The sequence below is a fragment of the Oceanicola sp. S124 genome, assembly GCF_000220565.1.
Lineage (GTDB): Bacteria > Pseudomonadota > Alphaproteobacteria > Rhodobacterales > Rhodobacteraceae > Pseudooceanicola.
On sequence record NZ_AFPM01000159.1, the window covers coordinates 1 to 15,117 of the forward strand.

The window sequence follows — 15,117 nt, forward strand, 5'->3', positions numbered from 1 at the left end:
TCGGGCGTCAGCTGGTTCAGGAAGCCGTCCTGACTCACCGCCGCGCCATGGACCACGCCGCGCGAGCGGGTGGGTGGCGTCGGCGGTGGCGGCGCCGACATAGGCCTCCATCTCGGCTTCCGAGGTGACGTCCAGCGCCAGCGCCTCGACGAGCGTGCCGCGCGCCTGCATCGCCTTCACGCGGTCCATGTCCTCTTTCAGGAAGGCGCCCCCGCGCGAGGTCAGCACCAGCTTGCCCGCGCCGGCGCGGCTCATCCAGTCGGCGATGGTCAGGCCAAAGCCCTTGGTGCCGCCGGTGATCAGGTAGGAGGCATCCGCCGACAGCGCCACCGGGCGCGAGATGTCGCGGCGGATCTTGAATGAAGGCTCTTCCAGCGAGACCACGACCTTGCCCACGTGCCGCGCCTGCGACATGTAGCGGACCGCATCACCGATCCGGCTGATCGGGAAGGAGGTCACCGGCAGCGGCTTCAGGCGGCGCTCGGCGAACATCTCGACCACTTCCTGCATCAGCTCGGCCAGCAGCTCGGGGCGTTCCTGGCCCATGGCCGCAAGGTCGAGGCAGGAGAACGAGACGTTCTTGCGCAGGGCCTTCATGCCGATGGCACTGTCGGCGTAGACATCGACCTTGCCGATCTCCAGATAGCGGCCATAGGGCGCGACGATATCCAGACCCTTGGTGATGTATTCCCCGGGCAACGAGTTCAGCAGCACGTCTACGCCGCGCCCTTCGGTGATCCGCTCGACATCGTCGGCGAACTTCAGGCTGCGGCTGTCCATGATGTGCTTTGCACCCAGCTCGGCCAGAAGCTCTCGTTTGGCGGGGCTGCCTGCGGTGGCGAAGATCTCGGTCCCCACGTCGTGGCAAAGCTGGATGCCGGCCATGCCGACACCGCCGGTGGCGACGTGGATGAAGACCTTCTCGCCCTTGCGCATCCGGCCGACGCGGTTCAGCGCGTAATGGGCCGTGGCGAAGGCCGAGGGGATCGTGGCCGCCTCTTCCAGACTGATATGCTCGGGCAGCACGGTCAGGGCGCGGGGGTCCACGTCCATGAAGCGCTGCAGGCAGCGGCGGCCCATGCCCATCACCCGGTCGCCGGGTTTCAGGCCGGTGACGTTCTTGCCGACCGCATGGACCACGGCGCCGAATTCCAGGCCGAGGTGCTGCCAGGCGGGATCGGGCTCTGCCTCTTCCGGCAGCAGGCCGGTCACGGCCATGACATCGCGGAAGTTCATGCCGACGGCAGAGACGCGCACGCGCACCGCGTCGTCAGACAGCGCGTCCAGCGGCAGCGCCCACAGGCCCAGGTCGTCGATGACCCCGGCCGAGCGCATGGTGGCGTGGAAGTTGACCGTCTCGTCGCTGGCGGGGACATCGACCAGCTTCGGCTCGAAGTCCGCCCTGTCACGGGCGAAGAGACGGGCGCCGTAGGTCTTGCCCTCGCGGATCACCGTCTCGGTCTCGGGCGTGTCCGAGAGCAGGCGCAGGGCCAGCTGCGCGGCGTCCGAGCCATCGTGGTCGAACATCCGTACGTGGTATTCCGGCGTCTCGGTGGCCAGCACCCGGCCAAGCGCCGAAACGGGCGTCTGGGTCAGCCCGGCGGGGCCGGTCAGGCCGGTCACCGGATCGGGATAGGCGCCCGAGGTCAGCACCGCGATGCGCGGCAGGGCCACCTCGTTCGTGCGGTGGAAGTCCATCAGGTCGCCCAGGGTGATCAGGTCCATCACGTTGCGCTCGATCGAGGCATAGAGATCGGCGGGCGCGGCCTCGGGCGAGGCATCGGCGGCGCCGAGCGCGGCGGCGAAGAGGATGCCCTTCACCTGCGCCTGCTCAAGCGCCTCGCCGAACTGGTCCTCGACCGCCTGCACCAGCTCGTCGCCCAGCTTCTCCCGGGTCAGCACGGCGGGGGTGGCGCCAAGGGCCTGCATCTCGGCAACCAGCGGAGCCACGTCCGCCCCAGTGTCGGCCAGCACCAGCCAGGTGCCGAGGGCCGCTTCGACCAGCGCCGGTTCATCGCGGATCTCGGAGAGGCCCTGTTCGACGAAGTTCGGGGTCACCTCGTCGCTGTCCTCGGCAGCAGCCTTGGTCGGCACCGCCTGGGTCATCAGCCCCTCGGCCTGGAACAACACCTTGCCGTCCAGGTCAGTGACGGTGAAATGCGCCTCGATCTCGCCCGTGACGGGGTTCTCGGCGCGATGCGCATGGGCGATGATCTCTTCCGGCAGACGACCGTAGAAGCGCATGCGGCGGGCGCCGACCGGCAGGTAGGCCAGGTCACCGGCCTTGCGCGGCGTGCGGATCGTGGCGGCCGAGATGCGCGGGTCGCACATCTGCAGGCAGCCATCCAGCAGCGCCGGGTGGATGTAGAAGATATCGGTCTGGCCCCGGATCGCGGCAGGCGCCTTGATGCGGGCGACGGCCTCGTTCTCGCCCACCCAGATCTGTTCGATCACCTGGAAGGCGGGGCCGTAGTTCACGAAGCCCATGCTGCTGTCCACGTCATAGACATGGGCCGCATCGACCTCTTCCAGCGCCGTGGAGGCCGGATCGAAGGGCCGGTCCGCAGGCGCCGGCACATCGTTGATCCGCAGCTTGCCCTCCGAGCGCAGCACCCAGTCATCCCTGCTGTCGCGCGGCCGCGAGAACAGCTTGCCGCGCTTGCGGTCCGGCGACCAGGCGACCGAGATCAGCATGTCCTGATCTTCCTCGATGAACAGCGCCTCGTGGATGATCGTGTCCGACAGCTCCAGCGGCTTGTCGCCATAGATCTCGACGCCGAGGGCCACCATGGTTTCCAGGTAACCGGCGCCGGGGAACAGCGTTTCCGATTGCAGGCGGTGATCCTTCAGGAAGGGCCAGGCCTTGGTGTTCAGTTCCATCCACCAGGCATTGCCCGCATCGGCTGACTTGCGGCCCAGGAAGGGATGGCGGCGCGGGCCATAGAGCTGCAGGCGGCTTTCCTCGCTGTCCTGCCACAGGCTTTCCTGCATCCAGTGGTTGCGCGGCAGGGCCGCGGGGGCCTCGGCACCGCCGGTCAGGGTGTCCCAGTCCAGCGCATAGCCCGACACGAAGAGCTGTGCGGCCGTGCGGGCAAAGATGTCGAAATCGGCCTCCTTGCGCGACAGCGACTGGAAGACATCGACCTTGGCCCCCGCTTCCAGCGCGGTCGACCTGGTCGGCCCCATCAGGGTCGAATGCGGCCCCAGCTCGACGAAGGTCGTGGCGCCCAGGCTCAGGGCGGTCTCGATCCCCTGCTGGAACATCACCGGACGGCGCAGGTTCAGCCAGGCATATTCCAGGTCGAACTTCGTTTCCGGCTTGCCGGTCACGGTCGAGATGAAGGGGATATGCGGCACCCGCCAGGACACCTCTTTCACCTCGCGGCGGAACCACTCTTCGCCCGCTTCCAGCTGGTAGGAGTGCCAGGCGGTATCGACCTTCAGGATGCGGATGAAGGTATCGGGCTGGCTCTCCTGGAAGTCTTCCACGAAGGCATGCAGCGTGTCGTAATCGCCCGAGATCGTGGTCGATCCCGGCCCGTTGACGGCAGCGATGTTGATCTTCGGCGGCAGCAGCGGCTCGATATCCTCGGGGGCGAGGCCGACGGCGGCCATGGCACCCTTCTGGCCCAGCTGGTCGCGCACCACGCCGCGCTTGCTGAGGAAGCTGGCCGCGCCCTCAAGCGTCAGACCACCCGCGATGTAAGAGGCCGCGCTTTCCCCGATCGAGTGGCCCACCACCATGTCGGGCTTGATGCCGAAGCTTTCCCAGAGGGCGCCGAGGCCCGCCTGGATGGCAAAGAGCGCAGGCTGCGTCACGGCGGTATCGTCGATGCGCGAATTGGCCTCGTCGGCCAGCAGCTCGTCCACCAGAGACCAGCCGGCGACCTTCCTGAAATGCGCGTCATAGGCTTCGACCGCGTCGCGGAAGACGGGCGAATGCTCCATGAACTGGCGACCCATGGCCCACCACTGGCTGCCCTGCCCGGCAAAGACGAAGCACAGCGAGGTCTCGGTGCGGGCCTGGCCGGTGACGATGCTCCTGGCGTCTGCCAGCGCCTCTTCGTCGTTCTCGACCAGCAGCTCGAGCGCCTGCAGCAGCTCGTCGCAGGTGCGGGCCAGAAGCATGGTGCGGTACGTCAGATGGGCGCGGTCCTTGCCAAGCGCCGCCGACAGCTCGGCCAGCGAGAGCTGCGACAGGGCGCTGTTCTCGTCCTTCAGCAGGGCCAGCAGATCGGCGGCATTGGCCAGGATCGCCTCCTGGCTGGGGGCGGAGAGCGGGAAGAAATAGGGGAAGTCCTGGTCCCCCCTGGGCCGCGCGGCCAGGACGGGCACGGCGGCCTGTTCCGGCACCGACGAGATCAGCGCCGAGGCATTGGTACCGCCGAAGCCAAAGGAATTGACCACCGCGTAGCGCAATCCGCCGGCCTCGGGGAAGCTCTGCGCCTCGGTCGGGACCTTCAGGTTCAGCGCATCGAAGGGGATGTTGGGGTTCGGCTTGTCGAAATTGACGTTCGGCGGCACGATCCCGTTGCGCACGGCAAGCACGGCCTTGATCAGGCCCGAGATCCCGGCAGCGGCCTCGGCATGGCCGACGTTGGCCTTGCCCGAGCCGATCCAGACCGGACGTTCGGCGTTGTGCTGGCCGATCACCGTGCCGATGGCGCCCGCCTCGATGGGGTCGCCGACGGGGGTGCCGGTGCCATGGGCCTCGACGTAGCCGATGCTGTCCTTGGCGACGCCGGACTGGGTGAAGAGGTCTTCAAGCATGGCGATCTGGCTGTCCTGCGCCGGCGCCGTGATGGTCGAGGTATAGCCGTCCTGGTTGCAGGCCGAGGCATGGATCAGGGCGTGGATGCGGTCTCCGTCTTCCAGCGCCTTGTGGTAGGGCTTGATCACCACGACACCCGCCGCCTCGCCACGCACGAAGCCGTTGGCGCGGTTGTCGAAGGTCGAGATCTGCCCGGTCGAGGACAGCATCCCCGCGCGCGAGAAGGCGATGAAGGACGAGGGATGCGCCAGCACGTTGACGCCGGCAACCACCGCCACGTCACAGGCGCCCGAGGCCAGGTTCTGCACGGCCTGGTTCAGCGCCACCAGCGAGGACGAACAGGCGGTGTCGACCGCGTAGGATGGCCCCTTCAGGTTCAGCCGGTGCGAGATCCGGTTGGCATTGATGCAGAGCGCATAGCCGGTGCCGGCGAAATTCTCGGGGTTGGTCGGGCGCAACTCCTGGATGGTGCGGTAATCGGACTGGGAAATCCCGACGAAGACCCCCGTCTTGCCCTTTGCGTAGTCCGACGCCGGGCGCTGCGTATCCTGCAGCGCCTCGTAGGTACATTGCAGAAGCAGGCGCTGCTGCGGATCCATTGCCGCCGCCTCGCGCGGGGAAATCCCGAAGAACTTGGCATCGAAGCCGCGAATATCGTCGAGGAACCCGGCCCACTTGGTCGTCGCGGTGGCGATCCCGTCCGGGTTCTCGTTGTAGAAATTGTCTACATTCCAGCGATCTTCCGGGACTTCGCGAATGCCGCTCTTTCGATCCAGCAGGAACTGCCAGTAGTCATCCGGTGTCTCGTTTCCGCCGGGAAGACGACAAGCCATGCCGACAATGGCCAGGGCATTGGAAAAGTGATTTTTTTCAGCGGCCGGGACAGAGCGCTTCATGGATAGTCCTCTTGGGATGCAAAAAAACAGTACAAAACACTGAAACAGTCACTGTTGTGAGCTTTCGAACAAACGGTTCTGAATAGTCAATAGAATGAGGGGTTTTCCACAGGCCCGCGGAAGGATCCGATGGCAGGTGTGGCGTCCGGTATGCAAGTTTCAACCTATGGTTGCTCATCTCGACGCAGCTTTCGACGGCCGCGGCCTTGCCGGGACCGCGACGCGCCCCAAGTGGTTTCAGTTGGCCGAGTCTCACCCAGCAGGCCCGCAGGTCAGCCCCCCGCCCACAAGCGCGCTGCCTACAAGCCCGAGAAAACGAAAACGGCCCGGCGGAACGCATCCGTCGGGCCGCTTCGAGCAAGTTCTCCCGGATCAGCCCTCCGAGGACGGCGCCTTGGCATGCAGGGCCGAGATGATGTCCTGGTTGGTGATAGAACCCAGGGCCTCGCCGGCCTCGTTGCGGACCCCGACCACCTCGGCGCTGCCGTTCAGAACGCGGATCACGTCGCCCACGGGCGTCTCGGGCGAGACATGGGTGTCGGCGGCCCCTGCGGCCTTCGGTGACATGACATCGGCGGCCAGCAACACGTTCAGCGGGTTCATGTGGGTGACGAAATCATCCACGTAGTCATTCGCCGGCCTGGCGATGATCTCTTGCGGAGAGCCGCATTGCACGATGCGCCCGCCTTCCATGATGGCGATCCGGTTGCCCAGCTTGAAGGCCTCGTCGAGGTCGTGGCTGACGAAGATGATGGTGCGCTTCAGCTTCTGCTGCAGCTCCAGCAACTCGTCCTGCAAACGGGTGCGGATCAGCGGGTCAAGCGCGCTGAAGGGCTCGTCCATCAGCAGGATCGGCGCTTCGGTGGCAAAGGCACGGGCCAGGCCGACACGCTGCTGCATGCCGCCCGACAGCTCACCCACCTTGTTCTGGGCCCAGTCGGTCAGGCCGACGAGGTCCAGCTGGGCGCGTGCCCTCTCGTCGCGCTCCTTGCGCGACAGGCCCGACAGCTCGAGCCCCAGCGCCACGTTGTCCAGCACGTTGCGCCAGGGCAGCAGGCCGAACTGCTGAAAGACCATGGCCACGCTCTCGCGGCGCAGCTTCAGCAGGTCGTCCTTGCTGCAGTTGGTCGGAGAGCAGCTCCAGCCGCCCGCATGCACCCGGACTTCGCCCCGGGCGACGGGGTTCAGCCCGTTGACCGCCCGCAGCAGGGTCGACTTGCCCGAGCCGGAGAGGCCCATCAGCACCAGGATTTCGCCCTGCTGCACGGTGAGAGAGCAATCGTGGACGCCCAGCACCTGCCCGGTGGCCTTCTGGATCTCGGAACGGTCGCGCCCCTCGTCCATCATCGGCAGGGCCTTGCCGGGGTGGTCGCCGAAGACGATCGAGACTTTGTCGAACTCGACGGCGGCGCGGTTCTGTTCCTCGCTCATTTGCGGCCTCCGATGCGAAGCATGCGATCAAGGATGATGGCGACAACGACGATGACGAAGCCGCTTTCGAAGCCCAGCGAGGTGTTGACCTGGTTCAGCGCCCGCACCACCGGCACGCCAAGACCGTCCGCACCGACCAGCGCAGCGACGACGACCATGGACAGCGACAGCATGATGGTCTGGTTCAGGCCGGCCATGATCTGCGGCAGGGCATAGGGCAGCTCGACCTTGGTCAGGGTCTGCCACTTGGTGCCACCGAAGGCCTGGCTGGCTTCCAGCAGCGGCTTCGGCGTCGAGGAGACCCCGAGGTAGGTCAGCCGGATCGGCGCCGGCACGACGAAGATCACCGTGGCGATCAGGCCCGGCACCATGCCGATGCCGAAGAAGACGATGGCCGGGATCAGGTAGACGAAGGTCGGCAGGGTCTGCATCAGGTCCAGCACGGGTTGCAGGAAGGCATAGACCCCCGGCCGATGCGCGGCCCAGATGCCTATCGGCACCCCGATGGCCATGCAGACGATACAGGAAGAGATGACCAGCGTCAGGCTTTCGGTGGTCTCTTCCCAGTAGTCCTGGTTGAGGATGAAGAGAAAGCCGAGCGCCACGAAGAGGCAGGTCTTCCAGCTGCGTTGCAGCACCCAGGTCAGCAGGACGAAGGCGGCGATGACCACCAGCTCGGGCGGTTCCTGAAGCAACCAGAGAAGCCCGTCGATCAGGTTCTCGGCGCCATTGGCGAGAACATCGACGACGCCCTCGAAATTGTCCCTCAGCCAGTCGAAGAAATCACTGGCCCAGTCCCCTACGGGGATCTTGTTGTCTGTCAGCCACTCCAAGGCGGACCTCCTTTACGGATAGTGGGGGCCTTACGAAAAGGCCCGGTCGCGGGGACCGGGCCTTCCGTATCTGGATCAGAGGCCGAAGGCGTCCTTGACCGCGGCGGCACCGTCGGCGCCGTCGACCGTGGTCACGCCATCCAGCCAGGACAGCACCACGTCGCCGTTGGCCTTCATCCACGCCATGGTGGCGTCATCGGCGTCCTCGCCATCGTCGAGGATCTTGCCCATGATCTCGTTTTCCATCGGCAGGGTGAACTTGAGGTTGCCGAGGAAGGTGCCCAGGTTCGGGCACTCTTCGGCAAAGCCCTTGCGGGTCACCGTGTGCACGGTGCCTTCGCCGCCGAAGAAGTCCTCGCCGCCGGGCAGGTACTTCAGCTCGAAATTGGCGTTCATCGGGTGGGGCTCCCAGCCCAGGAAGACGATGTCCTCTTCCTTGTCGACGGCGCGGCGCACCATCGACAACATGCCCTGCTCGGAGCTTTCGACAACCTCGAAGCCCTCGAGGCCGTGGGTGTTCTCTTCGGTCAGCGAGACCAGGTAGGCGTTGCCCTCGTTGCCCGGCTCGATGCCGTAGATCTTCTCGTCCAGCTCGTCGGCGAACTTGGCGATGTCGGCGTAGGACTGCAGGCCCTTCTCGTAGGTGTAGGCGGGCACGGCGAGGGTGTACTTGGTGCCCTCCAGGTTGGTGGCCACGGTCTCGATCTCGCCGGACTCGAGATAGGGGCTGATGGCGCCATTCTGCGCCGGCATCCAGTTGCCCAGGAAGACATCCACGTCATCGCTTTCCAGCGACTTGAAGGTCACCGGCACCGACAGCACCTTCACGTCGACGTCGTAGCCGAGGGCTTCCAGCACCTGCTTGGTGGCCGAGGTCGTAGTGGTGATGTCGGTCCAGCCGACATCCGAGAAGCTGACCTCGCCACAGTCGGCCAGGGCAACGCCGGTCGAGAGGGCAAGTGCCGAAGCAGCGGTCATCATCATGTTGAAACGGGTCATGTCGTTTCCTTCCGTTGGACTTGGGGTTGCGCTTTTCTTGATTGATGAGTTAATCAAAAAGCAACTAGTTCGAAAAGTAAAGCACCCAGACGCGAGGGCAAGCGAGATGCCGAAGATCGGGATGGAACCGGTGCGAAAACAGGCGCTCATCGAGGCCTGCATAGCCGAGATCGGCCATGCGGGCACCCTCGACGTGACCGTGAGCCAGATCGCGAAACGGGCTGGCATGTCCTCTGCGCTGGCACATCACTACTTCGGATCAAAGGAACAGATCTTTCTCGCGACCATGCGTCACGTGATGCGAATATACGGCGAGACGGTGCTGAGGGGTCTGAAAAATGCGCGCACGCCGCTTGAGCGGATAAGGGTCATCACCGACTCCTCTTTCGATTCCAACCAGTTCGAGCGCGAGATCGTCGCCGCATGGCTGAATTTCTATGTCCGCGCCCTGCACTCTGCCGAGACCCGCAGGCTGCTGAACGTCTATGCGCGCAGGCTGCAGACAAATCTTTTGCATGACCTAAGGAAAATCTTCCCCGAGGCGACCGCGATCGAGGTCGCCCAGGGAATCGCCGCCCTCATCGACGGCTTCTACATCCGCTCAGCCCTGCAGGATCAGGTGCCCGGGCGGGTGACGATCAAGGCGATCATCGCCGACTACCTGACCCTCTGGCTCGAAAGGAAAGCCCGTGACTGATGGCGCGGCAACCCCCGGCGCGAAACGCCCCAATATCCTGATTCTCATGGTCGACCAGCTGAACGGGACGCTGTTCCCGGACGGACCCGCCGACTGGCTGCATGCGCCCAACCTGAAGGCGCTGGCCGAGCGCTCGACCCGGTTTGCCAACAGCTATACCGGCTCGCCGCTCTGCGCGCCCGGTCGCGCCGCCTACATGTCGGGCCAGCTGCCGCGCCGCACCAGGGTCTATGACAATGCCGCCGAGTTCGGCAGCGACATTCCGACCTATGCCCACCACCTGCGCCGCGCCGGCTACCAGACCTACCTGTCGGGCAAGATGCATTTCGTCGGCCCCGACCAGCTGCACGGCTTCGAGAAGCGCCTGACCACCGACATCTACCCCGCCGATTTCGGCTGGACCCCGGACTACCGCAAACCGGGAGAGCGGATCGACTGGTGGTATCACAACATGGGCTCGGTCACGGGCGCCGGTGTCGCCGAGATCAGCAACCAGATGGAATACGACGACGAGGTCGCCTTCCAGGCCACCGCCAAGGTGCGCCATCTGGGCCGCCGCCTGGATGACCGCCCCTGGATGATGACCGTCTCCTTCACCCATCCCCACGACCCCTACGTGGCGCGCAAGAAATACTGGGATCTCTACGAGGATTGCGAGCACCTGCTGCCCGACACTCCCGCCCTGCCCTACGACGCGCTGGACAATCACTCCAAGCGGATCTTCGACGCCAACGACTGGCGCAGTTTCGACATCACCGAAGAGGACATCCGCCGGTCGCGGCAGGCCTACTTCGCCAATATCTCCTACCTCGACGACAAGATCGGCGAGATCCTGGAAGCGCTCGAGAACACCCGTCAGGCCGAGGACACCATCGTGCTCTTCGTCTCGGATCATGGCGACATGCTGGGCGAGAAGGGGCTGTGGTTCAAGATGACCTTCTTCGAAGGCGCCTCGCGCGTGCCTTTGATGATCGCCGCGCCGCAGATGGCGCCGGGGCTGGTCAAGACGCCGGTTTCCACCATCGACGTGACCCCGACGCTGGCCGATCTGGCCGGCATCGACCTGTCCGAGATCATGCCCTGGACCGATGGCGAAAGCCTTGTCCCGCTCGGTCAGGGCGGGCAGCGCGAGACGCCGGTACGGATGGAATACGCCGCCGAGGCCTCTTCTGCGCCCCTCGTCGGGCTGCGCATGGGCGACTGGAAATACATCCGCTGCGAGCTGGATCCGCCGCAGCTTTTCAACCTCGCGGAGGATCCGGCAGAGCTGGTGAACCGCGCCGGTGACCCTGCTTTGCAAACCGTCGAACAGCAGTTTGCAAAGATGTTCGAGGGCTACTGGGATCTGGCCGCCTATGACGCCGAGGTGCGCGAAAGCCAGGCCCGCCGCCTGATCGTCTACGAGGCCCTGCGCAACGGCGACTATTTCCCCTGGGACTTCGAGCCGCTGCAGAAGGCCTCGGAACGCTACATGCGCAACCACATGGACCTGAACGTGCTGGAGGAAAACCAGCGTTACCCCCGCGGAGAATGACCATGAAGAACGTCCAGCCCAAGGGCAGCCATTTCATCGACGGCTCTTACGTCGAAGACACCGCGGGCCGCGAGATCCCCTGCGTCTACGCCGCCACCGGCGAGACCGTCGCCACGCTGCATGCCGCCACCCCCGCCGTGGTCGAACAGGCCCTGGCCTCGGCCGCACGTGCGCAGAAGGAATGGGCCGCCCTGCCCCCGGTCGCCCGTGGCCGCGTGCTGTCGCGTGTCGCCGCCATCCTGCGCGAGCGCAACGAAGAGCTTTCAGAGCTTGAGAGCATCGACACCGGCAAGCCGATCCAGGAAACCCTGGTGGCCGATGCCGCCTCGGGCGCAGAGGCGCTGGAATACTACGGCGGCCTCACAGCCACCCTCACCGGCGAGACCGTCCCCCTGGGCGGCGATTTCGTCTACACGATCCGCGAACCGCTTGGCGTCTGCCTGGGCATCGGCGCCTGGAACTACCCCACGCAGATCGCCTGCTGGAAGGCCGCGCCCGCGCTGGCCTGCGGCAATGCCATGGTCTTCAAGCCCTCCGAGGTCACCCCTCTCTGCGCCCTGAAGCTGGCCGAGATCTTCATCGAGGCCGGCGCGCCGGCGGGCCTGTTCAACGTGGTCAACGGCTATGGCGATGCGGCCGCCTCGATGGTGACGGATGCGCGCGTGGCCAAGGTCTCTCTCACCGGGTCGGTGCCGACGGGGCAGAAGGTCTATGCCGCCGCCGCCGAAGGCATGCGCCACGTCACGATGGAGCTGGGCGGCAAATCCCCCCTGATCATCTTCGAGGACGCGGATATCGAAAACGCCGTCTCGGCGGCGATCAACGGCAATTTCTATTCCACCGGGCAGATCTGCTCGAACGGCACCCGAGTCTTCGTGCACGAGGCCATCGTGGATGAATTCACCGAACGCCTGCTGGAACGCACCCGCAAGGCCATCATCGGTGACCCGCTGGACCCCGAGACCCAGATCGGCCCGATGATCACCGACGTGCAGCGCCGGAAGGTGCTGGAATACATCGAGATCGGCAAGGCCGAGGGCGCCGAGCTGCTGCTTGGCGGCCATGCCCCCGAGGGCGCGGGCTTCTACATCGAGCCCACGATCTTCGGCAATGTCACCGACGAGATGCGCATCGCGCGTGAAGAGATCTTCGGCCCGGTGCTGTCGATCCTGACCTTCGGCAGCGAAGAGGAAGTCGTGGCCCGCGCCAATGACACCGAGTTCGGCCTGGCCGCCGGGCTGTTCACCAAGGACTTCACCCGCGCGCATCGCGTCGTGGCGCAGCTTCAGGCCGGCACCTGCTGGATCAACGAATACAACCTGACCCCGGTCGAGGCCCCCTTCGGCGGCGTCAAGATGTCGGGCGTGGGCCGCGAGAACGCGCGCGCCGCGATCGAGCACTACAGCCAGGTCAAGTCCGTCTACGTCGCCATGGGTGACGTGGCCTCGGCCTTCTGAGGACACGCTGATGGAAGCGGATTACGTCATCATAGGATCGGGCTCGGCGGGGGCGGTCATGGCCGCGCGCCTCTCCGAGGACGGCAAGCACAGGGTGCTGGTGCTGGAGTTCGGCGGCACCGACGCCGGGCCCTTCATCCAGATGCCCGCCGCGCTGTCCTACCCGATGAACATGAAGCGCTACGACTGGGGCTTCATGTCGGAGCCCGAACCGGGCCTGGGCGGACGGCAGCTGGTGACGCCGCGCGGCAAGGTCGTGGGCGGCTCGTCTTCGATCAACGGCATGGTCTACGTGCGCGGCCATGCGCGCGACTTCGACCACTGGGACGAACAGGGCGCGACCGGCTGGTCCTATGCCGACGTGCTGCCCTACTTCAAGCGCGCCGAGAACTGGCACGACGGTGGCCATGGCGGCGACCCGGACTGGCGCGGCACCGACGGCCCGCTGCATGTCAGCCGGGGCCCGCGCGAAAACCCTCTCTTCCATGCCTTTGTCGAGGCCGGCCGGCAGGCCGGCTTCGAGCTGACCGAGGACTACAACGGCGAGAAACAGGAAGGCTTCGGCCCGATGGAGCAGACGGTCTGGAAGGGCCGCCGCTGGTCCACGGCAAATGCCTACCTCAAGCCCGCGCTGAAGCGTGACAATCTGCGGATGATCCGCTGTTTCGCCCGCCGCGTGGTGATCGAGAACGGCCGCGCAACGGGTGTCGAGATCGAACGCGGCGGCAGGATCGAGGTGGTGAAGGCCCGGCGCGAGGTGGTCATCGCCGCCTCCTCGATCAACTCTCCGAAGATCCTGATGCTTTCGGGCGTGGGCCCGGCGGCACATCTGAAGGAACACGGGATCGAGGTCGTGGCCGACCGCCCCGGCGTCGGCCAGAACCTGCAGGACCACCTCGAGCTCTACATCCAGCAGGCCAGCACCCAGCCGATCACTCTCTACAAGCACTGGAACCTCTGGGGCAAGGCCATCGCCGGGGCGCAATGGTTGCTGACCAAGAAGGGCCTCGGCGCCTCTAACCAGTTCGAAAGCGCCGCCTTCCTGCGCTCGAAACCCGGCGTCGACTATCCCGACATCCAGTACCACTTCCTGCCCATTGCCGTGCGCTACGACGGCCAGGCGGCGGCAGAGGGCCATGGCTTCCAGGCCCATATCGGGCCGATGCGCTCGGAGAGCCGGGGCGCGGTGACCTTGAAGTCGGCCGACCCGCGCGACGCGCCGCGGATCTTCTTCAACTACATGTCCGCCGCAAGCGACTGGGAGGACTTCCGCCACTGCATCCGCCTGACCCGGGAGATCTTCGACCAGGCGGCCTTCGATCCCTATCGCGGCAAGGAGATCCTGCCCGGCAGCCACATGCAGAGCGACGAGGAGCTGGACCAGCACATCCGCGAGCATGCCGAAAGCGCCTACCATCCCTGCGGCACCGCCCGCATGGGCCGCGCCGACGATCCCGGGGCGGTGGTCGATCCCGAATGCCGGGTGATCGGAGTCGAGGGGCTGCGCCTCGCCGACAGCTCGATCTTCCCACGCATCACCAACGGCAACCTCAATGCGCCCTCGATCATGGTCGGCGAGAAGGCCAGCGACCATATCCTGGGCCGCACGCCGCTGCCGAAGGACAATGCCCGTCCCTGGATCAACCCGCGCTGGCAGGTCAGCGACCGCTGAGGGCTCAACCGCCCCGTCCCGGGGCATCTGCGGGCGCATCCCGGGGCGCAGGCGGTGAAAAGACAGGCTGACGGCGCCCCGAAGCGCCGCCTCCGACCATTTACCTGTGTACAGCCCGCCCTATCTTCATAGAGACTTCACACAAGTCCGATAAGCAGAATGTCCCGCCCGGCGTCCGGCCCCGTGCCGATGCCCACGTCGATACAGGGGCACGCAACCAGCACAACGGCAGCCGCCGTAGACCAGGCAGAGACAGGCAGGCCCCTTGACGACGCAGGACCAGATCCAGTTCCGTCTTCCCGGCGCCCCGGCGCCGGCAGCCCCCCTGTTGCAGGCCGCCGGCGCGAGCGATCCTGCGGGTCAGGTTCTGCAGACGCAATATGCCGCACTTTGCTACCGCATGATCAAGGACAAGCCGCAGATCCTGCTGATCACCTCGCGCGGGACCAAGCGCTGGATCCTGCCCAAGGGCTGGCCGATGAAGCACCGCAGCCCCGGGCAGGCCGCCCTGCGCGAAGCCTACGAGGAAGCCGGCGTGATCGGCCGCGTTTCCGAGACGCCGCTCGGCCTCGTGCCCTACCGCAAGCAGCTCGCTTCGGGCGAGGAACTGTCGTGCATCGGCATCATCTACCCGGTGCGCGTGGCGCTGCTGAAGGCGGAATACCCCGAGGCGGGCGAACGCAAGCGCAAGTGGTTCTCGCGCAAGAAGGCCGCCCGCCAGGTGCTCGAACCCGAACTGGCGCGCCTGCTCGCCGGTTTCGACCCCGCCGCACTGAAGCTCTGAGCCCCGCCCGAGCACGCCCCGGTGGCAGGGGCAAGCTTGCATC

At 65.9% G+C, this 15,117-nt stretch carries 9 protein-coding genes; 5 read left to right on the forward strand and 4 right to left on the reverse strand.

Going from position 1 to position 15,117, the window contains the following annotated elements; all coding sequences use genetic code 11:
• The 4 genes from OS124_RS0110885 to choX all read right to left on the reverse strand — a co-directional run.
• A partial coding sequence (locus tag OS124_RS0110885) for a type I polyketide synthase (RefSeq protein WP_010139627.1) occupies positions 1 to 5,667 on the reverse strand: 5,667 nt, incomplete at its 3' end.
• A 372-nt stretch (positions 5,668 to 6,039) separates the two neighbouring features.
• Positions 6,040 to 7,098, reverse strand: a complete 1,059-nt coding sequence (gene choV, locus OS124_RS0110890) for a choline ABC transporter ATP-binding protein (RefSeq protein WP_010139629.1) — start codon at positions 7,096 to 7,098, stop codon at positions 6,040 to 6,042.
• Positions 7,095 to 7,931, reverse strand: coding sequence for a choline ABC transporter permease subunit (gene choW, locus OS124_RS0110895; protein WP_010139631.1), 837 nt, complete (start codon positions 7,929 to 7,931; stop codon positions 7,095 to 7,097). Before choW ends, choV begins: the two co-directional genes overlap by 4 nt.
• A 75-nt stretch (positions 7,932 to 8,006) precedes the next feature.
• Complete coding sequence (gene choX / locus OS124_RS0110900; protein WP_010139632.1) at positions 8,007 to 8,930, reverse strand: choline ABC transporter substrate-binding protein; 924 nt, start codon at positions 8,928 to 8,930, stop codon at positions 8,007 to 8,009.
• Between the two features lie 106 nt (positions 8,931 to 9,036).
• On the opposite strand from choX, the gene betI reads away from it, so the two are divergent.
• The 5 genes from betI to OS124_RS0110925 all read left to right on the forward strand — a co-directional run bounded on the left by betI (position 9,037) and on the right by OS124_RS0110925 (position 15,074).
• Positions 9,037 to 9,627 (forward strand): transcriptional regulator BetI, encoded by a 591-nt coding sequence (gene betI, locus OS124_RS0110905; protein WP_010139633.1) that lies wholly within the window; start codon positions 9,037 to 9,039, stop codon positions 9,625 to 9,627.
• On the forward strand, positions 9,620 to 11,161 hold the full coding sequence (gene betC, locus OS124_RS0110910) for a choline-sulfatase (protein ID WP_010139635.1): 1,542 nt from the start codon (positions 9,620 to 9,622) through the stop codon (positions 11,159 to 11,161). Before betI ends, betC begins: the two co-directional genes overlap by 8 nt.
• A gap of 2 nt (positions 11,162 to 11,163) precedes the next feature.
• Positions 11,164 to 12,618 carry a betaine-aldehyde dehydrogenase gene (gene betB / locus OS124_RS0110915; protein ID WP_010139636.1) on the forward strand — a complete coding sequence of 485 codons (1,455 nt, stop codon included), beginning with the start codon at positions 11,164 to 11,166 and terminating at the stop codon, positions 12,616 to 12,618.
• Positions 12,619 to 12,628: 10 nt separating this feature from the next.
• Complete coding sequence (gene betA / locus OS124_RS0110920; protein ID WP_010139637.1) at positions 12,629 to 14,290, forward strand: choline dehydrogenase; 1,662 nt, start codon at positions 12,629 to 12,631, stop codon at positions 14,288 to 14,290.
• Between the two features lie 265 nt (positions 14,291 to 14,555).
• A complete protein-coding gene (locus tag OS124_RS0110925; RefSeq protein ID WP_010139638.1) occupies positions 14,556 to 15,074 on the forward strand; it encodes an NUDIX hydrolase in 519 nt (172 codons plus the stop codon).
• Positions 15,075 to 15,117 lie beyond the last annotated feature (43 nt).